Below are 25,543 nucleotides of genomic sequence, written 5' to 3'. Positions count from 1 at the left end.
ATGGGAGAATTTGAGCTGATACGGCAGTACTTTATGCCGTTAGCACGTCTGCACGGTTCCAGCTCGGTTATCGTGGGGCCGGGCGACGATTGCGCAGTTCAGAGGGTTCCACCCGGTTCTGATCTGGTTTTTTCTATTGATACGCTGGTTGAAGGCGTGCACTTCCCCGTTGGTTATCGCCCCGATTATCTTGGTTGGAGAGCCCTCGCAGTTGCGGCGAGTGATCTCGCGGCCATGGGCGCTGAGCCTGACTGCTTTACGCTTGCGCTAACACTTCCCGAAGCAGACGAACTCTGGTTGCGGGATTTTGCGTTTGGGCTTGGCAATGCGGCTGAGTCTTTCGGTTTGGCACTCGCTGGTGGCGACACAACCCGCGGCCCTCTGACACTGAGCGTGCAAGTACACGGAGTTGTGGAGCAGGGGTGGGCGATTCGCCGCACCGGAGCCAGAGCTGGTGACCTGATTGTTGTATCTGGCTCCTTGGGGGATGCTGGCGCCGCACTAGACTACCTTCCGGCCCAAGACGATCTTGATGCCGGCCATTCCATGGCAGCGGATGAACAGTTTGTGCTGGAACGTTACCACTATCCGCAGCCAAGACTAGAGTTGGGTATAGCCCTCAGGAAGCTTGCGACAGCCGCCATTGATGTATCCGACGGATTGCTGGCAGATCTTAATCATATTCTTGAGGCTTCTAATGTAGGTGCCAGTATCGAGCTTGCCCGGATACCTGTATCTCGTGCGCTCGTGCGCTTGAAGGGCAGTGCAGCCAAAGATTATGCGCTGCATTCCGGTGATGACTATGAGTTGTGTGCGACTATTCCAGAAGCGAGCTGGGCAGGGGCACCGGCGTGGCTTAAACAACAGCTCACGGTTGTCGGTGTGATTGAACCCGTAGCCGGGTTGCGCCTTGACGGCAGTGCTGTAGTCTCAGGTTCTGAAGCGACAGGTTTTGATCATTTCAGGAGAAAGCCATGAGCCAAGAAGAACAATGGCCAGAACCGGATTTACCACAAGCTATTTTGCCCCCCGGGTTCCTGAAGAACCCGGTACACCTTTTGGCCTTCGGCTTTGGCAGTGGCGCAGCACCCCGGGCACCGGGAACCTGGGGTAGTTTGGCTGCCATTCCACTTTGGTACGGATTTGCATGGCTGCCGCCCATAGCTTACTGGGCTATTGTTGCGCTAGCGTTCGTACTGGGTGTTTGGCTATGCGGAAAGACCGCATCAGACTTAAAAGTACACGACCACGGCGGCATAGTTTGGGACGAGTTTGTGGGTATGTGGATTGCGCTGGGGCTGTTTCCAGACCAAATCTACGGAGTGTTGTCGGCGTTTCTGGTCTTCAGGTTTTTTGATGTGCTCAAGCCCTGGCCTATTAATTGGCTGGATGAGCGGTTGCCTGGTGGGTTGGGTATAATGGTCGATGACGTAGTTGCAGGCGTGATGGCGCTTCTGTGCTTGCTCGCGATTGATATCTGGCTGATGCCTTACGTACTTTAGAATAAGTGCCCAAGGCTCTCATTAGCATATATGCAGCTTGCGTTAGTGCACTTGATGTTCTTCAGGAAGCAGCTTTACCACGTGTAGAAAACGCTTTAATCCGATTTCGGCGCGCTCCCGTGACGCGAAGGGGCCGCTATCGAATCCCTCGCGGGTTGTGAAGTACCATTTGTTTCCGACACAAAAAAAGCGACTACTCCGAAAAGGAATACGTCGATCTTCTCCTGATCTGCCCTGAGTATTCATGGCCGGCTCCGGTGTCCGACCTACGTCTATGGCATGTCGGGCGATATGTGTTTTATCGGGGTCTGCTTAAAATTAATACATTTTTTGACAAATTCAATGTTTTTTTAACATTAATATGTTGACCTCTTGTTTAAATGCAGCCAGCCACAGTTTGTGGAACCGGTTGCCATCAATTGTCACGATGTTCAAAATGCGTCTCAACTGGCGGCGGCCCTGATCCGAACAAGCTTCCCCTTACCATAAGGAAACTAGCATGAATGTTTTTAGCGTTTTACGTTTTACAAGGTTTGAGACGAGCGGTTTCCGTGGGTGGCTGCAGACAAGCCGAATTTTTTTTCCTGCGTTGCTTTTAGCAGCTTTGGCTGGTTGTTCATCCGCACTTACAAAAGTTGAGACCTGGGACGGCGAGCCCGCCAGTGCGTTGAACGCGGCAACCTTGAAAGCGCCGGGAGTTATTCATGTCAGCCGGGTTAACGGGCGTTCAATGACCAACTATCTCATGGACGACTTAGCGCTGGATTATGCGCTACTGCCCGGTGAAAACGAGGTGGTGTTCACCTACAAAACAATCTGGGCCAAATCCGGGGTTGTGAAGAATGGCGAATCGAAGGTTCATGTGATTGAAAGTAAACCGCAAATTGTGCAGTTTGAGGCGAGCCCCAATTCGGTCTATAGCTTCGAATTTGCTAAACCTAAAACCCGTCAGCAGGCAGAAGATGCGCTCCCCGAGTTTTCGGCAGCGATCGTGGGGTCCGATGGAGAGGCATTGGCTCGTTCAAGTAACTGGTCGGGTATCGACAAGACTCAGGTGGCAGGCTCATCCTTAACCCTCGACAAGGGTAGCGACGATGGTAAGGTTTTATCCAATAGCGAAGGTGTGAGCCCGCTGAACCGCCTGAAGGCAGTCTGGGAGACTGCGTCAGAAGAAGAGAAAAAAGCGTTTCTGCGCTGGGCGTTTGAGTAAGCACTCAGCGCTTTCGAGTGGGGTTAACGCCTGAGGCGGCTCGTTAGTTTTTTTAGTGAACCTTCAAGTAAGTTCATCGCGCTGTCTGCCAGTGACTGGCTCCGAGTTTCTTCAAGAGGCGTATGCATCTCCTCCGGATCCAGCATGCTGGCGGCTTGTTCAATGGCATCGAGACTCGCGCAGGCATGGTTTCGCAGAGAGTCCCCTTTGGTCACCACATCTGGGCAAATAGTAAAATTGAGGGTCAGGCTACCCTGATAGCTTACAGCTACAATAACCAGCCCCATGCTGTCGAAAAGCGGGGCGGCGTTATACTGTTGCACTAACCTTGCACCTTGCAGGTATAGGGGTACTTGAGGCCCAGGAACGTTGGTAATGGGCAGGTTGAATACGGGTTGATAGCGCTGGGTGATCTGCAGCTCTGAATACAATCGTGCTGACAGGGCTAGCATGGTGGAAGGTAGTAGCTCGGTAAGACGATCTGCTGCAATGGCTTCACGGTATGGCTCAGACGCTACTGCGTTCCAGTGAATCCGGCGAATGCGCTTGGCTGGGTTCTGCTCGTTGGTAGCAAGATCCAAAAGCATGGCTGACATTTGGTTGCCGGTGGTTCTGTTCAGTGTACTTGAACGTACAGACAAGGGGGTCATGGCAATCAGTGATTCGTTAGTGCTGGCGCCCTGATCGCCAAGGTACCGGTGCAGAGTTTCCGCACAAAGCCCGAGCACTACATCATTGAGAGTGACATCCCCCAGCGTTGCTTTGATTGCCTTGAGGCGAGAAAGGTCCAGCTTCGCAGAGACTATCTGGCGATTGGCTGTTATCTGGCGATTAAAAGGGCTGTGGGGCGCCGAAAACAGAGGGAACGGCAAAGGAATTCTGCGCAGCTGCTTCTGGATAAGACCGCGCGCAGTTGCCCCCGCAGCGCCCGCAGCTATAGATGTAACTCGCCAGGGTGTGCGCAATATGTTGGCCCCTGCCTGCAACATAACGCGCTCTTCTGAAGGTTTCGGGCGTGGCTGCCATGGTCTGGGTGCGCTAATGGGTTGTGGTTCCGGCGTGTATTCCAGCAGTTTTCCCATTATCTCTGCACCGCTAAACGCATCAATGGCTGCGTGGTGCAGCTTTACAATGAGTGCGAAGCCGGGTTTGCCCTCTTTGTCGCCACCCAGCTGGAAACCATCAACAAAGGTGATGTGCCAGAGTGGGCGGTCTCGCTTCAAGGGCTCTTCTAGAATTTTGGAAGCCAGTGTCATTAAGCTCGCTTCCCGGCTGTTTTCGCCGAGGCTAACATAAGCCAGGTGCCGCTCTATGCTGAAATCAGGGTCGTCAATCCAATAGGGGCGGCCCATGCGCAGCGGGATTTCTTTCAGGCGCTGGCGAAATACCGGCACCACATGCAGGCGACTACGCAGGTAGGAAACAAAGGTGCTGAACGCTAAGGGCGTTTCTCTCTCGCTGGCATCAAATAGATAGATGCTGCCAATATGCATCGGCGCATTAGCTGACTCCAAGTACAGGAAAGAGGCATCCAGTTCCGATAGCTGCCGCATCAAGGGACTCCATTGTTTACAAGGTTGGTTGCAGTATAAATGAACCGGCTAACCATGCCGTTGACTCATTTGCCTGCCTGAATTCTGCTTTGCAGTCATGATGACCGTGTTTTGCAGGGAAGTTCAGCTCTCAAGCCAATCTGTTATGGCTGGATCGGTTATGAGCCGTTGCCAGAACCAGATTAATGCTTTGCCTTTGTCGTCGGCGTGCCGCGCCGCCTGAAGGGTGATGGGCTGTCTCGGCTCGCACACCTGTTTTTCGATGAGTTGGCCGGATTCCAGTAGCTCTTTAACTCGGGCTCGTGGCAGCCAGCCTATCCCCAGACCTGCTTTTTGAATGGCAATTTTGTGGTCGATGTTGGTGCCGCTTAACGTTCGCTGTCGGTGAAATATACCGGCGTGGCCCGCAGGCAGCGAGCGGGATGAGTCTGCGGCAACCGCGGCTGGAAAGCGGCAAATGTCGTCTTCGGTCAGGGGGTTTTTGGCTTCTGCCAATGGGTGGTCAAAAGAAACAGCAAAAACGAAGTCCATAATGCCAAGTACATGGCTGGTGAAGTTTCCAGCAGGTTTGCTGATGTCGTCGGCACCAATAACGAGATCTACCCTGCGGCTTTGCAGAGCATCCCAGGTGCCGGCAAAAACTTCTTCGGTGATTTGGATGTCGACCGGAACCCCCAGGGCATAGAAGTCCTTAATCGCCGGGAACAGGCACTCTGCTGGAAGCAGTGAGTTGAACCCAATGCGTAAACGCGTTTCCCAGCCTTGAGCGACTTGCCGGGTTGAGTGCGCAAGGTTTTCGGCTGCCTCAAGCAGCGTTCTGCCTTCTTCGAGCAGGTAACGGCCAGCGGGGGTGAGTACTGCTCGGTGCCCGCTCCGGTCAAACAGCATTACGTTCAGCTCTTCTTCGAGTTTTTGCACTGTGTAGCTTATGGCTGATGGCACGCGGAATAGCTGGCCTGCTGCTCCGGCGAAACTGCCTTTTCGGTCGATGGCGTCTAGGACTCTTAGGGCGTCTATGGTGATGGCTGTGTGCATGTTCGAATTATCTGAGGTTGTTGGCCAGAATTGGTTGCTTGAGAGTGTAGCAGCTGGGCCGCTATGCTTCTTTAGCAATGGAATTCGCGGCTATCGGGCACAGCCTTCACAAACACGCCGTGAACCCTTCCCTGGGGGCTCGGCATTGCCATCCATGGCAATGCACGGTTTGTGAAGGCTGTGCCCGATAGCCGCCCGATACTGTGTGCTGGCCTTCTTGGAGCCTGACAAGGCAATTCGTATGCAAGGTTGGTGCGTTAATTCAGAACTTTTGAGGAGCATTCATTATGGGTCTTCTTGTTGACGGAAAATGGCAGGACAAGTGGTACGACACCAGCAAAACCGGTGGTAAATTTGAGCGTGAAGCGGCGCGTTTTCGGAACTGGGTAACGGCAGATGGTTCGCCGGGGCCTGACGGTGAAGGTGGTTTCAAGGCTGAATCCGGGCGTTATCACTTGTATGTGTCTCTGGCTTGCCCATGGGCCCATCGCACGCTAATTTTCCGGAAGCTGAAGGGCCTTGAAAAGCATATTTCCGTATCGGTAGTGCATCCGGATATGGTTGAGAACGGCTGGGAGTTCCAGCCGGATGACAGTGCCCATAAAGACGATCTTCATGATTTCCGCTTTATGCACCAGGTGTATACCAAAGCTGCGCCGGATTACACCGGTCGAGTGACGGTTCCTGCTTTGTGGGACAAGCACCAGAACACCATAGCCAGCAACGAGTCGGCGGAGATTATCCGCATGTTCAACTCGGCGTTTGATGGTCTTGAGGGTGTAAACACCGACCTGGATTTCTACCCGGAAGCGCTGCGGGCCGACATTGATGCAGTGAATGAGCGGGTCTACGACACGGTTAACAACGGCGTGTACAAGGCAGGTTTTGCCACGGCTCAGGATCAGTATGAGAAAGCCTATGCCGAGTTGTTCGAATCGCTGGACTGGCTGGAAGACAAGCTGGCGAAGCAGCGTTATCTGACCGGAAGTACACTAACAGAAGCGGATTGGCGCTTGTTCACAACGCTGGTTCGGTTTGATGCGGTCTACTACAGCCACTTCAAGTGCAATCGCCAGCGCGTTAGCGATTTTCCAGCGCTTTCAGGGTATCTGAGAGAACTGTATCAGGTGCCTGGTGTGGCTGATACTGTGGATATTCGCCAGATTAAGCAGCACTACTATGTGAGTCAGCGTACCATCAACCCTACGCAGGTAGTACCGGTGGGACCGCAGCTGGATTTCACGGCTCCCCACGGGCGCGATGGCCTTTAACCCGTTTTGCTTTGGAAGGTTTTTTAGCTGACTCGCGCCACGGCGACCTGAGTCAGCAGTTCCAGAGCCTCTTTATGGGGCGAGGCCGGGAGTGCGTTTAGGGTATCCGAGGCTTTTGCAGCTTCGGTTCTGGCGCGCTCCATGGTGTACTCCAGCGCCCCGGAAGCATTAACAAGATCGAGAACCTTTGGTAGATCATCCAGCCCGCCTTTGCGAATGGCCTGACGTATGAGCTGGCGGCCTTCGTCGCTGCTGTTTGCCATGGCGTGGATTAGGGGCAGGGTGGTTTTGCCCTCAGCCAAGTCGTCGCCCACGTTCTTGCCCATGGCTTCGGCGTCGCCGCGATAGTCCAGAACATCATCCACTAGCTGGAACGCCAGCCCCAGATGTTTACCGTAGTTTTTCAACGCCTGTTTCTGCGTGTCGCTCGCGTTAGCGAGGATAGCGCCGGAATGGGATGCCGCTTCGAACAACATAGCCGTTTTATTATGGATCACGGTCATGTATTGCTCTTCCGTAAGATCCGGGTTTTTCACGTTCATCAACTGCATAACTTCGCCCTGAGCGATAACGGCTGTCGCGTGGGACAAAATCTCCATGATAGGAAGGCTTTTAAGCTCCACCATCATCTCGAATGCACGGGCGTAGAGGAAATCACCTACGAGTACGCTAGGCGCATTGCCCCAATTGGCGTTCGCTGTGCTCCGGCCCCGGCGCATATCCGATGTATCCACCACATCGTCGTGGAGCAGGGTGGCGGTATGGAGAAATTCAATGACAGCAGCCAACTTCAGGTGTTCATTTTCGCGATAACCTGACGCCCGGCTGGAAAGCAAAACCAGTAATGGTCTCAGGCGCTTACCGCCACTTTCGATGATGTGCTGGGCTATTTTCTCTACCAAAGGGACGTCCGAAGAAAGCCGTTGGATAATCAGGTCATTAACGCGGCTGAAGTCATCCGCCACGGTGTCGTAAATGCGCTGGGCTGTCATGCGGCTTGTGGATCCCTTGCTGGTGTTGAAGTTTTGTGGCTGTCTGACGCACTGATAATACAGGCAGGACGCGGCAATGCTAGGTATTGCTGCGGTTAGTGTCAACTTGGCTTGTATTGCCGGGCGCCTTTTCGTACAATCACGCGCCCAACTCATCCCAACCTGCGCTCCCTGTTATAGGGTTGCCAAAGCGCTTCCCTTAGAATCAGGCGGATAAGAGCAGGGATGGGTCAATCGCGGAGAAAGTTAATGTACGCAGTTATTGTTAGCGGTGGTAAACAGCACCGAGTTAAAGAAGGCGAAACTCTGAAGCTTGAAAAGCTGGAAGTGGAAACTGGCGGCAACGTCGAGTTTGACCGCGTTCTGCTAATCGCCGATGGCGACAATTTCAAAGTTGGCGCGCCGGTAGTTGATGGTGCCAAAGTGACTGCAGAAGTGGTTAGCCACGGCCGTCACGACAAGATCAATATCATCAAGTTCCGTCGTCGTAAGCACTCAATGAAGCGTCAGGGCCACCGTCAGTGGTTTACTGAAGTCAAGATCACGGGTATTCAGGGCTAAGCCCTCGAAAAAAACCCTTAAATTAGGAGGCTTGTCATGGCTCACAAAAAAGCAGCAGGTAGTACCCGTAACGGTCGCGATTCCGAGTCGAAACGACTTGGTGTTAAGCGCTACGGCGGCGAAGCAGTTTCTGCAGGCAGCATTATCGTTCGTCAGCGCGGAACCCGTTTCCATGCAGGCACCAATGTTGGCCTGGGCAAAGACCACACGCTGTTTGCGAAAGCAGACGGTCAGGTTGTGTTCGAAGTGAAAGGTCCACAGAACCGCAAGTTTGTAAGCATCGTTCCAACTGCTGCCTAAGCAGCGGCGATCCGGTTCTGTTGAGCCCCGCAAAGCTTCCATGAGGCTGCGGGGCTTTTTAGTTTATGCGCTACGCGCAAAGGGTTGATTCATGAAATTCGTAGACGAAGCCACAATCATCGTTGAGGCCGGTAACGGCGGCCACGGCTGCCTCAGTTTTCGGCGTGAAAAATACGTTCCCAGAGGTGGCCCCGATGGCGGGGATGGCGGTGATGGTGGCTCCGTTTATCTTGAGGCGAGCGATTCGCTGAACACGCTGGTGGATTATCAGTTTCAGCGTAAGCACAAGGCGCAAGGTGGCGAGCAGGGTTCCGGGCGGAATTGCACGGGCACTAAGGGTGAGGATTTGGTACTGCCGGTTCCTGTTGGAACCACGGTGGTTGATGTGGATACCCACGAAGTGCTTGGCGACCTGACTCGCATTGGCCAGCGCCTGAAGGTGGCTCAGGGCGGTTTTCATGGTCTCGGCAACACTCGGTTCAAGTCGTCTATAAATCGTGCGCCCCGTCAAACTTCAAAAGGTTCTGAAGGTGAGCTCAGGAACCTGCGTTTGGAACTGAAAGTTCTTGCAGATGTTGGACTGCTTGGCCTGCCCAATGCGGGTAAGTCTACCTTTATACGCTCAGTCTCAGCCGCGACGCCCAAGGTTGCGGATTATCCGTTTACTACGCTGGTGCCAAATCTGGGTGTGGTGAGCGTGCAGGCGCACCAGAGCTTTGTTATCGCAGACATACCCGGTTTGATTGAGGGTGCTGCGGAGGGCGCGGGCCTTGGTGTGCGTTTCCTTAAGCATCTGGTGCGCACTCGCTTGTTGTTGCATTTGGTTGATGTGGCTCCGTACGATGGCTCTTCGCCAGCCCACGCCGTCAAGGTGATCGCAAACGAGCTGGAAAAGTTTAGCGAAACTCTGGCCAGTCGGGATCGTTGGTTGGTGTTGAACAAGGTTGATATGGTGCCGGAAGCAGACCGTGAAGCCCACTGTCAGGCGATTGTTGATGAGCTTGGCTGGAAAGGGCCGGTGTTTCGTATTTCTGCGCTAAGCGGTGAAGGCACCAAACCGCTGACTCAGGCGGTAATGCGTTGGATTGAGGAACGCGCGGTAGAAGAGGCAGAAAACCCAGAAGTTGCCGAGCAGGAAGCGGCAAGGCGCAGGCGCATGGATGAAGAGGCCCGTGCCGGTGTAGAGGAAGAGCGACGGGCTCGCAGAGCCGCTCGCGAAGCAGCGGACGACGATGATGATTTTGACGACGATGACTACGACGTTGAAGTGGTATATGTGAAGGATTAGGTTTCGGTGCTTTTATCAGTACCTCCTGAGTTATCCCGTTAGTTCGAAAGAGACAAAGCCCAAATCATGACGCAACGCACCCAGCTGAGCCGGGCCCGCCGCCTGGTGGTGAAAATTGGAAGTGCCCTCCTAACCAACGATGGCCGTGGCCTGGATGTGGATGCGTTAGCGCTTTGGGTGGATCAGATGGCGGCGCTGGTCAAAGAAGGTGTTGAACTGGTTGTGGTTTCGTCCGGTTCGGTGGCAGAGGGTATGAGCCGGCTGGGCTGGAAAAGCCGCCCGGAGCAATTGCATGAGCTGCAAGCCGCCGCCGCCGTGGGCCAGATGGGTTTGGTTCAAACTTGGGAAGCGCAGTTCAAGCGCCATGGTATCCATACGGCGCAGATTCTTCTCACCCACGACGACTTGTCTGATCGAAAGCGGTACTTGAACGGCCGCAGCACACTCCGGGCTTTGTTGGATTTTGGAGTGGTACCTATTGTAAACGAGAATGATACGGTGGTTACCGACGAGATTCGGTTTGGTGATAACGATACCTTGGGTGCTCTGGTTACCAATGTGGTTGAGGCTGATGGTTTGATTATCCTCACCGATCAGTTGGGTTTGTTTGATAAAGATCCGCGCAAAAATCCGGACGCCAATCTAATAACGGAGCGCTTTGCTGGCGATCGTGATCTGGATGCTATGGCGGGAGGTAGTGCTGGTGTGCTGGGCCGGGGTGGCATGCAAACCAAGCTGCGGGCTGCGCGCTTGGCGGCAAGATCCGGTGCCTTTACCGTGATAGTCGGTGGACGCATCGACGGCGTGCTTGCCCGGTTGCGTCAGGGAGATGTTGTGGGCACCTTATTGCTTCCGGAGCAGGGGCGCATTGCTGCGCGTAAGCAGTGGCTGGCTAGCCATCTGCAAACCCGAGGTAGGCTGACACTGGATGATGGCGCGGTTAAAGTGCTTCGTCAGGGTGGGCGTAGCCTTTTGCCCGTTGGGGTAAAGGGTGTGATCGGCCAGTTCCGGCGAGGCGAGATGGTGTCTTGTGTTGGGCAAGATGGTGCAGAGGTTGCGCGAGGCTTGGTGAATTACGATGCGGATGAGGCTAGAGCGATAGCGGGGCTCTCGAGTAACAGTATCTCCGACGTTCTAGGTTATATCTCCGATGAAGAGATGATTCATCGGGATAATATGGTCATCATCTAAAACAAAAAACCGGCGAATATGCCGGTTTTTTGTTTCTAAATAAGCGATTTCTAGTACAACGACTATTATTCGCCCTTCAGCGCCTTGATCTTGGTGACCATGCGGCTCTTCTGGCGGGCTACCTTGTTCTTGGTAAAAATGCCCTTGTTAACCATGCTGTCCATGATCGGTTGAGCGGCCTTGAAAGCAGCCTGAGCTTCTTCGTAGTTGCCGGACTCGATCTTGGCCTGAACTTTTTTCATGTAAGTGCGGGTCATGGAACGCAGGCTGGCGTTGTGCTTGCGGTTCTTCTCGTTCTGACGTGCGCGCTTTTTGGCTTGCGGGGTATTTGCCACCGTAAAACTCCTGAAAGTACTTAAATTCGTTACTGAATGATTCGTACGGAAACTCTGGACAAAATACCAGTCAGAGGCTTCCTGAAATCGCGGGCGCGCCCATAACCAGCGCGTCGAAATAAATGACGCGGAACTATGCCGCTCAATCCCCAAAAAGTCAATACCAAACCCTGTCCAGCACACAGATAGTCACCGGGCACAAAGCCCTGTGTTAAACTCGCGGCTCGCCGGACGCGGGTATAGCAGGGAAGCAAGTAATTCCCGAGATGCCCGGCCGAAAGAGCGTGCAACATGGATACAAGCCCGCATGTCATCGCAACCTGAAATACCACCTGAGAATAAACCGCCCATCAGAGCGCCAGGGCTGCTTCGTTCGTCTGGCCTAGTGGGTAGTATGACCATGCTCTCCCGAGTGTTGGGATTGGTTCGGGATATGGTTATTGCACGCTACTTCGGCGCAGGCGCCGGAGCAGATGCGTTCTTTGTTGCCTTCAAAATCCCAAACTTTTTGCGTCGACTCTTTGCTGAAGGTGCCTTTTCTCAGGCTTTTGTGCCGGTCTTGTCATCTTATCGCCAGAATCACCCGGTCTCTGATGTAAAGCGTCTGGTGGACGCCGTTGCTGGCTCTTTGGGGTTGGTGCTGTTGGGTATTACGTTGGTCGCTATGCTGGGCGCGCCCTTGCTAACGGCGGTTTTTGCGCCTGGTTTTTTGGATGACGACGTCAAGTTCGGGCTGACGAGCGATATGCTGCGGATAACCTTCCCGTATTTGCTGATGATCTCGTTGACTGCGTTCGCTGGCGGCATCCTTAATAGTTACGACCGCTTTGCAGTACCCGCATTTACTCCGGTATTGCTCAATCTGGCCATGATAGCTGCTGCTATCTATCTCACGCCTTTGATGAGTGAGCCGGTTATGGCTCTGGCTTGGGGGGTGTTTATTGCGGGCGCGTTGCAGCTGTTTTTCCAGTTGCCGTTTCTAATGCGTCTGGGCCTGATGCCTCGGCCCCGGGTTGATTATCGGCACGAGGGCGTCAGCCGTATTCTTAAGCTGATGATGCCAGCCCTATTTGGCGTGTCGGTCAGTCAAATCAACCTCTTGCTGGATACTGTGTTGGCGTCCTTCCTCCAAACCGGCAGCGTATCCTGGTTATATTATTCCGACCGGCTTTCTGAGTTACCTTTGGGGGTGTTTGGAATTGCCATCGCAACGGTTATTTTGCCCAGCCTGTCTCGCAAGCACGCGGCGGACTCCCGTGAGCAGTTTGCGGCCACGCTGGATTGGGCTGTTCGAGCGGTATTGATTATCGGGGTGCCTGCAGCACTTGCGCTGGCGCTCTTGGCAGAACCTTTGATTGCAACGCTGTTCCATTATGGTGAGGTCACCGATAGAGATGTGGCCATGTCGGCCCAGAGCTTGCGGGCCTATTCCGCGGGGTTGCTGGCGTTTATGGTTATCAAGGTGCTGGCACCTGGCTTTTTTGCCCGTCAAGATACTCGCACTCCGGTAAAAATCGGGATCATCGCCATGGTGGCGAATATGATCTTCAATTTGGCGCTTATTGTACCACTAGCCCACGCCGGTCTGGCGTTGGCTACATCGCTGTCGGCTTGGCTTAACGCAATGTTGCTCTGGCGCGGGCTCAAGCGGCAGGGCGCTTGGAAAAGCCAGCCCGGCTGGGGGAAGTATTTGTTGCAGCTTGGCTTGGCTAACGCCGCCATGGTGGCCGTTATCATCTGGCTGAACTATCCCGTTATGCGTTGGCTGTCGGCGGATGGAATCGAACGCTCTCTGTATATGGGGGTGATGGTTGTGGCGAGTGCTAGTGCCTACTTCATCGTTCTGGCGCTGACCGGGGTGCGGGTAAGACATTTCCGCCAGAGGTAAGGTATAATCGCGCGTTTTCTCACCAGCGTCTTGCATACTCAATCAAGCGTTGAAAGCCAACTGGCAAATGAAGGTTCGCATTGCATGCGTCTGATCCGGGGCCTGACCAACCTGAAAATGCTCTCCAGACAGGTGAATTCACCGCTGGCTAATGGCTGTGTTGCCACTATAGGCAACTTTGATGGCGTTCATCTGGGCCATCAAACCATTATCGAACAGGTCAAAAACAAGGCCAGTGCTTTGGGGTTGCCGTCAGTGGTCATGGTTTTCGAGCCCCAGCCCAGAGAGTTTTTTCAGGGCATGGAGGCGCCGCCAAGGTTGATGGGGTTTCGGCAAAAGTTCGAAGCCCTCATGGCGGCCGGTATTGATATTGTGCTTTGCCTAAAGTTTGACGGAACCTTCCGCAGTTATTCCGGAATGGGTTTTATCGATAACGTCCTTATTGACGGGCTTGCGGTGCGTCATCTTGTCGTTGGTGACGACTTCCGCTTTGGCTGCGATAGAGCTGGCGACTTTGCGTTACTTGAAAAGGTAGGCAAGAGCGCCGGCTTTTCAGTTGAGAACACTCGCACAGTTACTGTTGCGGGTGAGCGTATTAGTAGCACCAGAATCCGTAACCTGTTGTTGGATAGTAAGCTGGCCCAAGCCGAGTCTCTACTTGGGCGCCCCTACCATATTCGCGGACGAGTGGTTTATGGTCGCCAGTTGGGGCGCCGCATTGGATCGCCCACCGCCAATATTCTGCTCGATAAAATGCCAGCTCTGCGGGGCGTGTATGTTGTCGGCGTTACACTTGAAGGCGGAGTAAAGCAGGACGGCATTGCCAACATTGGCTTGCGTCCAACGGTGGATGGCAAGCAACCCGCGCTAGAGGTGCACCTGTTTGACTTTACTGGCACACTTTACGGCCAGCGAATTGACGTTGTATTCCGCCACGGCCTGCGGGATGAAGAAAAGTTTGAATCCATCGATGCGCTCAAGGCGCAGATAGCCCGAGATTTCGATGCAGCCAGAGCCTGGCTGGCCGAGCACTCCGGACACAGAAACACTGACCCAAACTGACCAAAAGAGTACGCACACAAACCATGAGCGACTATAAGCACACCCTGAATCTGCCGGAAACTGCGTTTCCAATGCGCGGCAATCTGGCCAAGCGCGAGCCTGAAATGCTCAAGCGCTGGCAGGATTTAAACGTATATGCCAACTTGCGTCAGCAGCGTGAAGGGCGTGAAAAGTTCATCCTTCATGATGGTCCTCCCTACGCTAATGGCAGCATTCACATCGGTCATGCGGTTAATAAGATTCTGAAGGATATGATCGTTAAATCCCGCGGCTTCATGGGCTTCGATGCGCCTTATGTTCCGGGTTGGGATTGCCACGGCTTACCCATTGAGCACAAGGTTGAGCAGGAAATCGGTAAGGCAGGTGTGAAGGTTGATTATAAAACCTTCCGTCAGGCATGCCGTGATTATGCAACCAAGCAGATTGCCGGCCAGAAAGCCGATTTTGTCCGCCTTGGTATCATGGGTGAGTGGGACAAGCCCTATCTCACCATGGACCCGAAAGTGGAAGCCGGTATTGTGCGTGCTTTGGGCAAGATTGTTGCCAAGGGACATGTGGTTCGAGGCTTCAAGCCGGTTTACTGGAGTGTGGTGGGTCAGTCCGCACTGGCAGAAGCCGAGGTGGAGTATCAGGACAAAACGTCGACGCAAATTGATGTGCGTTTCACCGCTGTGGATCAGGCCAAGGCATTGTCGCTGTTCGGCACCGACAAGGGCCAAGGCGATGTGTCTGTGGTTATCTGGACCACCACGCCTTGGACCATCCCTGCGAATCAGGCGGTATCGCTTAATGCCGATCTGGATTATGCGCTGGTGCAAGTTGATGCCGGTAACGGCCCGGAGCGCATGATTCTTGCGGCCGCCATGGTAGAAGGCGTTATGGCGCGCTGGGAAATCAAGGACTATGAAGTGCTGGGCAATTGTCTGGGTGCAGATCTTGAGAATCTGGCCTTGCATCATCCCGTTTACGACAAGCAGGTGCCCGCGATTCTCGGTGACCACGTGTCTATCGAAGCGGGTACCGGTGCGGTTCATACTGCGCCTGATCACGGTATGGAAGACTTCGTGGTTGGCAAACATTATGGAATCGGCACGCTGAACATGGTTCAGGCTGATGGTACCTACACCAGTGCGACTGGCGAGTTTGCGGGCATTCATGTGTATAAGGCCGACGAACCGGTATGTGAGGCTCTGGCCCGTGAAGGCAAGCTGGTACGCAAGGAAAAGTTCCGCCATAGCTTCCCCCATTGCTGGCGCACCAAAACACCTTTGATCTACCGTGCTACACCGCAGTGGTTTATCAGCATGGAGAAAGAAAATCTCCGCGCAGATGCACTGGAGGCAATCAAAGGCGTGCGCTGGGTGCCTGCCTGGGGGCAGAATCGCATTGAGGCCATGTTCCAGCAGTCGCCAGATTGGTGTATCTCGCGTCAGCGTACTTGGGGCGTGCCCATCACCCTGTTTATCCATAAGGAAACGCAGGAGTTGCATCCGGACACCCAAAGCCTGATTGAAAAAGTGGCTCAGGCTATCGAAACCGACGGTATTGATGCGTGGTATGAAATTGATGCCCGTGAGCTCTTGGGTGATGATGCCGATCACTATGAGAAAGTGATGGACACCTTGGATGTTTGGTTCGATTCCGGGGTTACCCACGAATCCGTTCTGCGTGTGCGCCCGGAACTCGGACAGTTCCCGGCTGACATGTACCTTGAAGGCTCCGACCAGCATCGCGGCTGGTTCCAGTCCTCACTGAAGACCTCCATCGCCATGAATGGTGTTGCGCCCTATAAGCAGGTGCTAACCCACGGTTTCACCGTGGACGGTAAAGGCCTCAAAATGTCCAAGTCTCTGGGCAACGTGATTGCACCTCAGGAGGTCATGAACGAGCTGGGTGCAGACATTCTCCGCTTATGGGTTTCAGCGACCGACTACAGCGGCGAAATGACCGTCTCCAAGGACATCCTGCGGCAGACAGCCGACGGGTATCGCCGTATCCGAAATACCTCGCGTTTCTTGTTGAGCAACCTCACAGGGTTTGATCCTGAACAACACATGGTTGCACCGGAAGATATGATCGCTTTGGATCGCTGGATGGTGGATCGAGCCCTGCAGCTCCAGAATGAATTGCATGAGGACTATGGCAACTACGCCTTCCTGCGGATTTACCAGAAAGTTTACAGCTTCTGCGAAGCGACGTTGGGCGGCTTTTATCTCGATATCATCAAAGATCGTCAGTACACCACTCAGGCAGACAGTCTGGCACGGCGCTCCTGCCAGACTGCGCTGTACCACGTAGCTGAGGCGCTTGTGCGCTGGATTGCGCCGATTCTGAGCTTCACTGCTGACGAAATCTGGCAGCACTTGCCAGGACAGCGCGGCGATACCGTGTTCTACGAAACCTGGTACGAGGGGCTTACCGCATTGCCTGACGACGCCGAGTTGGGCCGCGACTATTGGCGCAGGATCTACGGTGTGAAAGAAGCTGTAAACAAGTGCATGGAAGAAGCCCGTGCCCGGGGCGAGATCAAAGGCTCTCTGAGCGCCGAAGTCACCTTGTATTGTGAAGGCGACTTGGCCGCCGATTTGGAGTTTCTTGGAGAAGAATTGCGTTTTGTGCTGATTACCTCCGAAGCTACCATAAGACCGGTATCCGAAGCGGGTAGTGCTGAGATGACAGGCTACGAAGGGTTGCGCGTAAAGGTTACACCGGCCTCTCATGGCAAGTGCGAGCGCTGCTGGCACCATCGGGAAGATGTGGGAGCCAACGCTGAGCATGAAGACCTGTGTGGCCGCTGTATCACGAACGTGGAAGGGGTGGGTGAAACCCGCTCGTTTGCCTGATGGATGCAGTAATGAATGAACCCGTTACCGGAACAAAGCTGAAGTGGCTGTGGCTGGCTGCGCTTGTGGTCGTGCTAGATCTGGGCACCAAAGCCATGGCGACGGCTATGCTGACCTACGGCGATCCGGTGCCGGTTATTCCGCTGTTCAACCTGACACTGCTGCACAATACCGGAGCGGCATTCAGCTTTCTGGCAGGAGCGGCCGGTTGGCAGCGCTGGTTCTTTGTCGTCTTGGCGCTGGTGGTCAGCGTGGTATTGGTCGGTTGGTTGAAAAACCTGCAGCGCCATGAAACCTGGACCGCTATCGCCATAGTACTGATTCTGGGTGGTGCTCTTGGCAACGTATACGACCGGGTTGTGCACGGTTACGTTGTCGACTTTCTGCATTTCTATTGGCAGGACTGGCACTTTCCCGCATTTAATCTGGCCGACACCGCCATTACCATAGGTGCAGCCATGATGATTCTTGATATGTTCCGCAAGCCTGCCGATTCCGACACGCCTGCGAACGGGAGGTAATAAAGCCCATGAAAGAACTGCCAATAGATAAAGGGACACGAGTAACCTTGCACTTTGCACTGAAATTCGAGAGCGGCGAAGTGATTGACTCCACCTTCGATAAAGATGCGGCAACTCTGGAGATTGGTGATGAAAGCCTGCCAGAGAACTTTGAAGCCTACCTGATGGGCATGAAAGCTGGCGACAAGGCCAGCCACAACGTGCCGCCGGAGAAGGCGTTTGGCCAGCGTAACCCCAACAACGTACAGACGTTTAAGCGGCATGAATTCAGTGCAGATATGGTGCTGGAGCCAGGTGTGATGATCTCGTTCGCTGATGCACGCCAACAAGAGCTGCCGGGTGTGGTGAGCCGTGTGGAAGGTGATCAAGTAGAAGTGGACTTCAATCATCCACTGTCCGGACGTACACTGACCTTCGACGTAGAAATCATTGACGTAGAACCGGCAGGACAGACGCACTGATTATGCAAATAAGACTGGCAAACCCCCGTGGTTTTTGTGCAGGCGTAGATCGCGCCATCGAGATAGTAAATCGTGCTCTGGACGTGTTCGGTGCGCCCATATACGTACGCCACGAGGTGGTACACAACAAATTTGTGGTGGACAACCTTCGTAACCGGGGTGCCATATTCGTAGATGAGTTGGATGAGGTGCCAGACGACAAACTGGTGATCTTCAGCGCCCATGGTGTCTCGCAGGCCGTACAGAACGAAGCGGCCCGCCGTGGCCTGAAAGTCTTCGACGCCACCTGTCCGCTGGTCACCAAAGTGCACCTAGAAGTGATGCGCTACAGCCGCGACGGTCGCGAGTGCATCCTGATCGGCCACCACGGCCATCCGGAGGTGGAAGGCACCATGGGCCAGTACGACCACAGTACCGGTGGCGATATCTATTTGGTGGAGAACGAAGACGATGTCTCGAAGCTGGAGGTAAAAGACCCAGCACACGTATCCTACGTTACCCAGACAACACTCTCCATGGACGACACGGCCCGAGTGATCGATGCCCTGCGAGCAAGGTTCCCGCTGATCGAAGGCCCGCGTAAAGACGACATTTGTTACGCCACCCAAAACCGGCAGGATGCGGTAAAACAACTCGCTGGTGACTGTGATTTGATGCTGGTGGTAGGCTCTCCCAATAGTTCTAATTCCAACCGCTTGCGCGAACTGGCGGAGCGGATGGGCACCCCGGCCTACCTGATCGACGAAGCCTCGCAAATTGACCCGCAATGGCTGGAAGGCAAAAAGTCAGTCGGCGTAACCGCAGGCGCTTCAGCTCCGGAAGTTTTGGTCAATGACGTAATTGGCCGCCTGCGCGATCTTGGTGGCAGCGTGCCGGAGGAGATTGCCGGGCGGGAGGAGAATATTGTTTTCTCTATGCCTAGAGAGTTGCGGATTGATGTGGTTGAAGTTGAGTAGCTTTTGCTAGTGTGAGGGTGTGCCGGTACGACAAAGCACTCAGGCAACAAAAAAGCGTGGCTTCGGTCACGCTTTTTTGTTGCCTGAGTGCCGCTCATCATCGGTTTTAATCCGCTGGTCGATTTTCGATGTTTATTCACATGAGAGTTTTGTAATCTAAAGCTGACATTAATAGAGGTTCTGTTTTTATGCGCACTCGGATAAACAGTGGTTTTACCCTAATAGAGTTGCTGGTAACGATCGCCGTTCTCGCCATCATGATGGCCTTGGCTGCGCCATCATTTGTAAACATGATTGAAAATAGTCGTGTTACAACTCAAGCCAATACACTATTGGCGGCAGTGAATTTGGCGAGAAGCGAAGCCGTAAAGCAGGGAACTCCTTTTTCGATACAGAATGAACCGGGAGGGTTTGTTAACGGGTGGTGTGTTATCGATGGCGGCTTGGGCGTTAACGACTGTGACACTGGCACGATCATAAAGCGCTTTCCTGCTCTTGAGGGGGTTAGCGTAAGCCAAGGTGGAGTAGCGGGAGTAACGTTTGACGGTCGCGGTTACAAAATAGCGCCAAACGCCGTTGTAAATATCGAGCTAGAGCCACCTACCTGCACGTCGGGTAGTGCCCGCATGCGCCGCGTATCTATCTCAATGGCTGGTCGTGCGACAGTCACTTTAGAAGACTGCAGTTAAGAGGCTGGGTATGAAATTAACTATGAGCCAATACAAAATTAAAGAGACAGGCATAGCCTTGATAGAGGTCTTAGTTGCCGTGCTGGTGCTTGCCGTAGGGCTTCTCGGAATGGCCGCCATGCAAGTTCAGTCGAGCCAGATGACGAATGGTGCTGAGCAAAGAACTCAGGCAATTTTATTGACAGCCGATATGATGGATAGGATTAGAGCGAACCGCAGTAATGCTATTAATTATAATGGTATTTCGGTCGACCCCGCTACAACCTCCTGCGCTACCGATTATGCGCCGGAAGCAACGGGATCGGTCAGGGATAACGACGTTGCTGAGTGGTCTAACCTAATTGTTTGCTTGTTGCCAGAAGGTGAAGCAACTGTGAGTGTAGACAACGGAACTGGGGAGGTTGTCGTTGTCGTTGACTGGACTAAAGCAGATCCTGATGGGGTGGCCGTGACTTTAAGGACGGTAATTTAATGATGAATCACCAGCTTAAGCGGGAAAAGCCACTATTTGTACAGCAGCTAATTCCGAGCAAAATGGCGGGGCTTTCTTTGATTGAGCTCATGATAGCGATGTTGCTCGGTATTATCCTCACTCTTGGTGCAACGCAAGTGTACTTAGGCACTAGCCAGAGCTACCGACTCACGGACGCTATTGCTCATGGTCAGGAGAATATCCGGTTTGTGTCGTCGATGATGCAGCGAGATGTGCGTTCTGCCGGAGGTTTAGCGTGCCTCCAAAGTGCAGGCGAAGTCGACGATAAGCTTAACCTTGCGCGAGTAGTTCCTGTTGGAGATGGAGTTCTTGGCTGGGAAGCAGCTGGGACCGGAATCGGCGCCGCTTATAACGCAGTAGACTCTGTAGCTGCAGGTTCAGGTGATTGGACTGAGGGATCGGGTGCCGGAACATTCCCGGTTGAAATTACTGGAGAGGTGGTCAAAGCCACTGATGTACTCATTGTTAACAGCGTGCAAACACTGCCGGTAGATGTGACAGGCAGCACGGCAGCTCAAATCAACTTGGGTGCGGCATCCGGGCTGCCAGAAGGGCAAGTTGTTCTGGCAGTAACCGATGACTGTTCGGCTGGCGAGCTCTTTCAGAACACTGCTACCGATGGTGATAGTTCAGTAAGTATAGCAGGCGGAGCCTCCGCGCCGGGTAATGCTGCGCCTGCAAGCTTTGACTTAGCTTATGGTACGGAGGCTCGAATTGCCTCTTATAGTACGGTTGCTTATTACATTGGTGTTCGTAATGACGCTTCTGGAAATAGCACGCCGGTTTTGTACCGACAAAGATTGGACGCCAGGGCGGAAGGTCCGCAAGAGCTGGTCGCGGGTGTCGAGTCTATGCAAATTCTTTATGGCCTTTCAAGTGGAGTTCTGAAGCGCGCGGATAGTTACACGACAGCGGACAACGTTACTAGCTGGGAAGATGTCGTCAGTGTAAGGGTAGCTTTTGTTGTGCGAAGCGAAAACGGAGCGAACAGCGAGAAGCTTCAGCGAGTTTTCAACCTGCTTGGAACGGAAGTGACTACATTGGAGGATCGCCGAGCGAGGCTTGTTGCGACTTCTACAATTGGACTTAGAAACCGTTTGGAATAAAGACCATGAATATTAGCTTATCGCCGTCATCACAAGCGGGTAGCGCTTTAATAATATCTTTAATCATGCTTCTGCTTATTTCCCTAATAGGGGTGGGCAGCATGCAAGGCACCATTCTTCAGGAGCGAATGGCTTCTAACCTGCACGATAGAAATATAGCTTTTCAAGCCAGTGAGCGCGCTCTAAGAGTTGGGGAGAATTGGTTGATTGCAAATACTTTGACAGCACTCACGAACGATAGGCTTGACGACCCTAGTGTTTGGAATGGCGCGGGAGCCAATGCGGTGGCCGTAAATACTGGTGATGCCCAGCTATCTGAAGATCCTTCATATCATATTGGTTGGATATCGACATTTTGCCCGAGTCTTGAGGCTGGTGCTGCCTGCTTTGATCGTTTTTCTGTTACATCTCGTGGTCAGGGTGGCACGGCATCATCCGTAGCAATCCTACAGTCAATGTTCATGCCCCAGCCACTTTAAGCCAGAACGTTAAATCAGAAATCTAAAGTTTTGATTGCGTTGTGTAGGAGAATTAAAATGAAAACTAAATTTAATAGTCTATTGTACTTTCCGAGGTTGCGCACAAGCTTGGTAACCTGTGTGTTCGGTCTATTCACATTTAACTCAGCTCTAGCTGCACCTGTAGAAATTGCAGACTTTCCTCCCTTCCTTGGTGGGACTGTTGCACCGAATATAATGTTTATTATTGATGATTCGGGTTCAATGCAGTTTGAAGTGCCTGAAGGTGATTATAACCAAGGTGCACGCTATCTTTTTCCGCCTGTAGATGACATGTATAAATTTGGTTATTACTCTAATGATGGCTATAATAGAACCTACATTTATGATTTTGATGACAATAATGAGTTTAATCGTTATTTTCGATCTTCAGATAGCAATCCTTTTTTCTACAACTCCGCTAAAACATATGAGCCTTGGTATAAAGGTGACCGCTCCCAGTGGCCGCAGGCCTCGCCAGACGAAGCTTATTATTTTCCTGGGCACGAGGGTTCCAATTCCGATACGCTTGACTTGACAAGCAGGCAACAAAGTTATCGGTGGATAGAAAGCGACGGGGATGTGACCGCAACTTGGAAATACTATTGGCCAATTACATATTATGTGCTGAAGTCGGCTAGCGCAGATCCTAAGCAAAAAGATAGTTACGTACGCTATCAAATAAGAAATGGAACTGGGTACGCCAAGGACTTGGAAACAGGTGATGAGAAAATCGTATCAGAGTTTAAGCACGATGGTGGTACGCGGTCAGTATCTGAAGAAATTCAGAACTTCGCCAATTGGTTCTCATATTATCGTTCTCGCACTTTAGCATCAAGGGCGGGTATTGGTAATGCTTTTTCTAAACAGGGCGAAGGCATGCGGGTTGGTTATGGTCGCCTTAATAAGGGGTCGGGGAACGTAGATGGCGTTAATACATCAGTCATTGTTAACGGCGTTCGTCTCTTTAAAGGCTCGGATCGGGAAGCCTTTTTCAATAGTCTTTATACAGATGGTGTGCCCCAAGAGGGAACGCCATTGCGCGAGGCTCTTTATCGTGCTGGCAAATATTATGAGCGCAAAGGCGATAGCAGCCCGTGGGCGGCTGAGCCGGGTCGCAGTAATAGTGCAGATCACCTAGAATGCAGGCAATCGTTTACCATTCTTATGACGGATGGCTATAGAAGCGGCTCGTTATCAAATAGCGTAGGCAACGTCGATGGCAATAACGCCACTCAGATTGACGATTACAAATATGTACCTACCTCTCCGTTTAAAGATAGCAGAAGTAATACGCTTGCTGATGTTGCGATGCACTTCTGGGTTCGGGATTTGCGGGACGACTTGCCCAATGAAGTCCCTGTTAGCTCCAAAGCGGGGAATATAGATCCTGCGTTCTGGCAGCATATGGTGACTTTCGGTGTGGGCCTTGGAGTGGAAGGCGAAATTGATGCTAAGACGGCATTTGATGCCATTTTGGACGACAGTATCTCTGTCACTTGGCCGAGTACAGATAGCGATTCAGGCAAAGTTGATGACTTACTCCACGCAGCCGTAAATGGCCGAGGTGGTTTCTTTAATGCCGCAGATCCGGACACTTTTGCGACCAAGCTAGCGGCTGTTCTTAGCGATATTGTTTCTCGAGTTGAGGAGTCATCAACCTCGGCGGCAGCGAGCTCTGCTGTCCTCAGAGAAGATGCTCTTAGCTTCTCTGCCGGCTTCCGCAGCACAGATTGGAGCGGAGCTTTGCAGGCAGCAGAAATTCTGCCGGGGGGCGCTCGCGGGCGCCTGATATGGGACGCAGAATATGGCTTGGAGTCGAAGGGAGCCAATGGCAGAAACCTGTACACCTATAGCGCCGGTGCTGGGGTTGAGTTAAAGGCGATTGGTAATTTGAGTTCGGCGCAGGAATCAGCGTTGAACACAGCAACTGATGGCTCGGTTGATGACTTAGGGCAGGCAAGAATTAATTGGTTACGCGGCGACAATGCTGCCGACTCTTCTTTCCGAGATCGCTTGTATGTGCCATCTGCTGCAGGTGGCGTGAGCCGACTCAGGTTGCTGGGTGATGTGATCGGGTCGGATCCGCAGTTTGCGGGGAAAACAAACTTTGGTCATCGGCGGTTGGCAGGTACAGAAGGCTCATCCTATGCCACGTATCGTGCGAGCGCGGATTACCAAGACCGCCCAGACGTGATTTACGTTGGAGCGAATGATGGCTACTTACATGGGTTCGATTCGCTAACCGGTGAAGAGTTGTTTGCCTACATGCCGAGTGAGTTGATTCAGCCTGATGATGGGAGCAATTTCGCAAAAATCAACGTTCTGATGGAGTCGGATTACGATCATAAATATTTCGTTGATGGCACGCCGGTCATTCAAGATGTTTACGTTGATGGTCAATGGAAGACAATTCTGGTTGGAACAATGGGCGTAGGCGGCAAAACAGTCTTTGCACTTGATGTTAGCGATCCCAAAAACTTCAGTGAAGCCGATGTGCTTTGGGAGTTCACTAACTCGGAGCTTGGTTACGGTGTGGAGTCGCCGCAGATTGCAAAACTGGAGTCTGGAAAGTGGGTGGCCATATTTGGGAATGGTTACAACAGCGCATCAAATAAGTCGTCGCTATTTGTAGTTGACGTAAGCGATGGGTCGCTAGTGGCGCGTATGGATACTGGGGCGGGCGAAGCTGATACTCCAAATGGTATGTCAACTCCGTCGGTTTTGGTTGATCAGAGTACAGGGCTTGCAAAAACGGCGTATGTTGGGGATTTGTTAGGTAACCTTTGGCGGGCCGACCTAACCGCAGGTAGTCTCAGTGCAGGCAGTGCCATATCGAAGCTTTTTTCTGCTACGAGCACAGACGATACAAAGCAACCGATTACTTCAGCCCCTTCATTTGCCCGGAATCCGAATGGTGGGCCCAACGACTTAGTCATCGTGTTTGGTACTGGCTCGTATTTCCGGGTAACGGATAGCGGTGATAACCAAACGCAGAGCCTTTACGGGATTTTCGATAATGGTTCTGTCAGCGGTATCGATCGGGGGGATTTGCTCAAACAAACCATTACAGATGAAACCTCTACGACCTATAAAGTCGATAAGGATGGAACGCTTGTCCCCGTAGAAATTGACGTTAGGGTAGTATCCGCTAAAGAGTTTGTCGGTACTGAAGATGGCTGGTTCATGGATCTTGATAAAATTGCAGGCGAGCGCATAGTGAGCAGCCCTTCCTTCCCCTCTGGTTACCCTGTAGAGCGGGTAAGGTTTAGTACGCTTATTCCGGATAATAACGATTGCGGTGGTGGTGTCGATGGCTACTTGATGGATATGGATCTTGCTACCGGGGGGCAAACAGAGGATCCCGTTTTTGATCTCAACCGCGATGGGGAGTTTAACGAGTCTGATAACACCGTCAAAAATGAAAAGGGCGAGAGTGTAGGTGCAGGTCAGGGCGACGGTGAAGGTGAGAGCTCTGTTGTAAGCGGCATTAGAGGTGTTGTGTCCGGCGAGGAAATCCGGGTTGTCCTCGATAACAAGACTGACTTGTTTGTTGAGTCTGTGATCGTTGATTTACCCAATGATTACGATGGCCCTGTTGATCCGCCTACCGATCCTACGCCAGATGATGGAGATTCGGAGGACCCAGAGGACCCAGAGGAGCCTACTACCTGTCAGGGGCCAGCCTGTGGTGCTGCTGAAGGGTATAACTTCGGTCGTCAAAACTGGGAAGAGTTACGCTAATCGTTCACTTGGTTGGGGGGGCTGCTTGGCCCCCCAAACTCCATT

At 52.8% G+C, this 25,543-nt stretch carries 24 protein-coding genes; 19 read left to right on the top strand and 5 right to left on the bottom strand.

Going from position 1 to position 25,543, the window contains the following annotated elements:
- Together thiL and MWU62_RS14185 are read left to right on the top strand one after the other, a co-directional pair.
- Nucleotides 1-978: a thiamine-phosphate kinase gene (thiL, locus tag MWU62_RS14190; protein WP_247115523.1), complete on the top strand. Its 978-nt coding sequence runs from the start codon at nucleotides 1-3 to the stop codon at nucleotides 976-978.
- A complete protein-coding gene (locus tag MWU62_RS14185) occupies nucleotides 975-1,502 on the top strand; it encodes a phosphatidylglycerophosphatase A (RefSeq protein WP_247115522.1) in 528 nt (175 codons plus the stop codon). Before thiL ends, MWU62_RS14185 begins: the two co-directional genes overlap by 4 nt.
- Nucleotides 1,503-1,544: 42 nt before the next feature.
- Here the strand turns inward: MWU62_RS14185 and MWU62_RS14180 are convergent, their stop codons facing one another.
- Nucleotides 1,545-1,748: a DUF6316 family protein gene (locus tag MWU62_RS14180; protein WP_227714421.1), complete on the bottom strand. Its 204-nt coding sequence runs from the start codon at nucleotides 1,746-1,748 to the stop codon at nucleotides 1,545-1,547.
- Between the two features lie 253 nt (nucleotides 1,749-2,001).
- Between MWU62_RS14180 and MWU62_RS14175 the strand changes: the two genes are divergently transcribed.
- Complete coding sequence (locus MWU62_RS14175; protein ID WP_247115521.1) at nucleotides 2,002-2,712, top strand: DUF2057 family protein; 711 nt, start codon at nucleotides 2,002-2,004, stop codon at nucleotides 2,710-2,712.
- A 23-nt stretch (nucleotides 2,713-2,735) separates the two neighbouring features.
- Here MWU62_RS14175 and MWU62_RS14170 read toward each other — a convergent pair whose 3' ends face one another.
- Nucleotides 2,736-4,265, bottom strand: coding sequence for a wax ester/triacylglycerol synthase family O-acyltransferase (locus MWU62_RS14170; protein WP_247115520.1), 1,530 nt, complete (start codon nucleotides 4,263-4,265; stop codon nucleotides 2,736-2,738).
- 123 nt (nucleotides 4,266-4,388) lie between these two features.
- Nucleotides 4,389-5,300: a LysR substrate-binding domain-containing protein gene (locus MWU62_RS14165; protein ID WP_247115519.1), complete on the bottom strand. Its 912-nt coding sequence runs from the start codon at nucleotides 5,298-5,300 to the stop codon at nucleotides 4,389-4,391.
- 287 nt (nucleotides 5,301-5,587) lie between these two features.
- On the opposite strand from MWU62_RS14165, the gene MWU62_RS14160 reads away from it, so the two are divergent.
- A complete protein-coding gene (locus MWU62_RS14160; RefSeq protein ID WP_247115518.1) occupies nucleotides 5,588-6,571 on the top strand; it encodes a glutathione S-transferase family protein in 984 nt (327 codons plus the stop codon).
- 23 nt (nucleotides 6,572-6,594) lie between these two features.
- Here MWU62_RS14160 and ispB read toward each other — a convergent pair whose 3' ends face one another.
- The gene (gene ispB / locus MWU62_RS14155; RefSeq protein WP_247115517.1) at nucleotides 6,595-7,563 is read right to left on the bottom strand and encodes an octaprenyl diphosphate synthase; all 969 of its coding nucleotides are present in this window, start codon (nucleotides 7,561-7,563) and stop codon (nucleotides 6,595-6,597) included.
- Nucleotides 7,564-7,812: 249 nt separating this feature from the next.
- On the opposite strand from ispB, the gene rplU reads away from it, so the two are divergent.
- The 4 genes from rplU to proB all read left to right on the top strand — a co-directional run bounded on the left by rplU (nucleotide 7,813) and on the right by proB (nucleotide 10,903).
- Nucleotides 7,813-8,124, top strand: coding sequence for a 50S ribosomal protein L21 (gene rplU / locus MWU62_RS14150; protein WP_096784044.1), 312 nt, complete (start codon nucleotides 7,813-7,815; stop codon nucleotides 8,122-8,124).
- A gap of 36 nt (nucleotides 8,125-8,160) precedes the next feature.
- Nucleotides 8,161-8,424: a 50S ribosomal protein L27 gene (gene rpmA, locus MWU62_RS14145; protein ID WP_200366785.1), complete on the top strand. Its 264-nt coding sequence runs from the start codon at nucleotides 8,161-8,163 to the stop codon at nucleotides 8,422-8,424.
- Between the two features lie 91 nt (nucleotides 8,425-8,515).
- The gene (gene cgtA, locus MWU62_RS14140; RefSeq protein WP_200366797.1) at nucleotides 8,516-9,712 is read left to right on the top strand and encodes an Obg family GTPase CgtA; all 1,197 of its coding nucleotides are present in this window, start codon (nucleotides 8,516-8,518) and stop codon (nucleotides 9,710-9,712) included.
- A 66-nt stretch (nucleotides 9,713-9,778) separates the two neighbouring features.
- A complete protein-coding gene (gene proB, locus MWU62_RS14135; protein ID WP_247115516.1) occupies nucleotides 9,779-10,903 on the top strand; it encodes a glutamate 5-kinase in 1,125 nt (374 codons plus the stop codon).
- Nucleotides 10,904-10,968: 65 nt separating this feature from the next.
- Here the strand turns inward: proB and rpsT are convergent, their stop codons facing one another.
- On the bottom strand, nucleotides 10,969-11,238 hold the full coding sequence (gene rpsT / locus MWU62_RS14130) for a 30S ribosomal protein S20 (RefSeq protein WP_200366801.1): 270 nt from the start codon (nucleotides 11,236-11,238) through the stop codon (nucleotides 10,969-10,971).
- 307 nt (nucleotides 11,239-11,545) lie between these two features.
- On the opposite strand from rpsT, the gene murJ reads away from it, so the two are divergent.
- The 11 genes from murJ to MWU62_RS18995 all read left to right on the top strand — a co-directional run bounded on the left by murJ (nucleotide 11,546) and on the right by MWU62_RS18995 (nucleotide 25,498).
- Nucleotides 11,546-13,126 (top strand): murein biosynthesis integral membrane protein MurJ, encoded by a 1,581-nt coding sequence (murJ, locus tag MWU62_RS14125; RefSeq protein WP_247115515.1) that lies wholly within the window; start codon nucleotides 11,546-11,548, stop codon nucleotides 13,124-13,126.
- 84 nt (nucleotides 13,127-13,210) lie between these two features.
- The gene (gene ribF, locus MWU62_RS14120; protein ID WP_247115514.1) at nucleotides 13,211-14,188 is read left to right on the top strand and encodes a bifunctional riboflavin kinase/FAD synthetase; all 978 of its coding nucleotides are present in this window, start codon (nucleotides 13,211-13,213) and stop codon (nucleotides 14,186-14,188) included.
- 23 nt (nucleotides 14,189-14,211) lie between these two features.
- Entirely contained in the window at nucleotides 14,212-17,031 is a 2,820-nt protein-coding gene (gene ileS, locus MWU62_RS14115; protein WP_247115513.1) for an isoleucine--tRNA ligase, read from the top strand.
- Nucleotides 17,031-17,552: a signal peptidase II gene (gene lspA / locus MWU62_RS14110; protein WP_247115512.1), complete on the top strand. Its 522-nt coding sequence runs from the start codon at nucleotides 17,031-17,033 to the stop codon at nucleotides 17,550-17,552. Before ileS ends, lspA begins: the two co-directional genes overlap by 1 nt.
- Before the next feature lie 8 nt (nucleotides 17,553-17,560).
- Nucleotides 17,561-18,013: an FKBP-type peptidyl-prolyl cis-trans isomerase gene (gene fkpB, locus MWU62_RS14105; RefSeq protein WP_247115511.1), complete on the top strand. Its 453-nt coding sequence runs from the start codon at nucleotides 17,561-17,563 to the stop codon at nucleotides 18,011-18,013.
- 2 nt (nucleotides 18,014-18,015) lie between these two features.
- On the top strand, nucleotides 18,016-18,969 hold the full coding sequence (gene ispH, locus MWU62_RS14100; protein ID WP_247115510.1) for a 4-hydroxy-3-methylbut-2-enyl diphosphate reductase: 954 nt from the start codon (nucleotides 18,016-18,018) through the stop codon (nucleotides 18,967-18,969).
- Between the two features lie 188 nt (nucleotides 18,970-19,157).
- Nucleotides 19,158-19,658, top strand: coding sequence for a GspH/FimT family pseudopilin (locus MWU62_RS14095; RefSeq protein ID WP_247115509.1), 501 nt, complete (start codon nucleotides 19,158-19,160; stop codon nucleotides 19,656-19,658).
- A 10-nt stretch (nucleotides 19,659-19,668) separates the two neighbouring features.
- Nucleotides 19,669-20,130, top strand: coding sequence for a type IV pilus modification protein PilV (pilV, locus tag MWU62_RS14090; RefSeq protein WP_247115508.1), 462 nt, complete (start codon nucleotides 19,669-19,671; stop codon nucleotides 20,128-20,130).
- Entirely contained in the window at nucleotides 20,130-21,257 is a 1,128-nt protein-coding gene (locus tag MWU62_RS14085; RefSeq protein ID WP_247115507.1) for a PilW family protein, read from the top strand. The genes pilV and MWU62_RS14085 overlap by 1 nt, the downstream gene beginning before the upstream one ends.
- A gap of 5 nt (nucleotides 21,258-21,262) precedes the next feature.
- The gene (locus MWU62_RS14080) at nucleotides 21,263-21,736 is read left to right on the top strand and encodes a PilX N-terminal domain-containing pilus assembly protein (RefSeq protein WP_247115506.1); all 474 of its coding nucleotides are present in this window, start codon (nucleotides 21,263-21,265) and stop codon (nucleotides 21,734-21,736) included.
- Nucleotides 21,737-21,856: 120 nt separating this feature from the next.
- Nucleotides 21,857-25,498 (top strand): PilC/PilY family type IV pilus protein, encoded by a 3,642-nt coding sequence (locus MWU62_RS18995; RefSeq protein ID WP_247115505.1) that lies wholly within the window; start codon nucleotides 21,857-21,859, stop codon nucleotides 25,496-25,498.
- The last annotated feature ends 45 nt before the right edge of the window (nucleotides 25,499-25,543 follow it).

This window comes from Marinobacter sp. S6332 (assembly GCF_023016045.1).
Taxonomy (GTDB): domain Bacteria; phylum Pseudomonadota; class Gammaproteobacteria; order Pseudomonadales; family Oleiphilaceae; genus Marinobacter.
The sequence above is the reverse complement of the archived record's forward strand: the minus strand, read 5'-3'. Positions and strand labels throughout refer to the sequence as shown.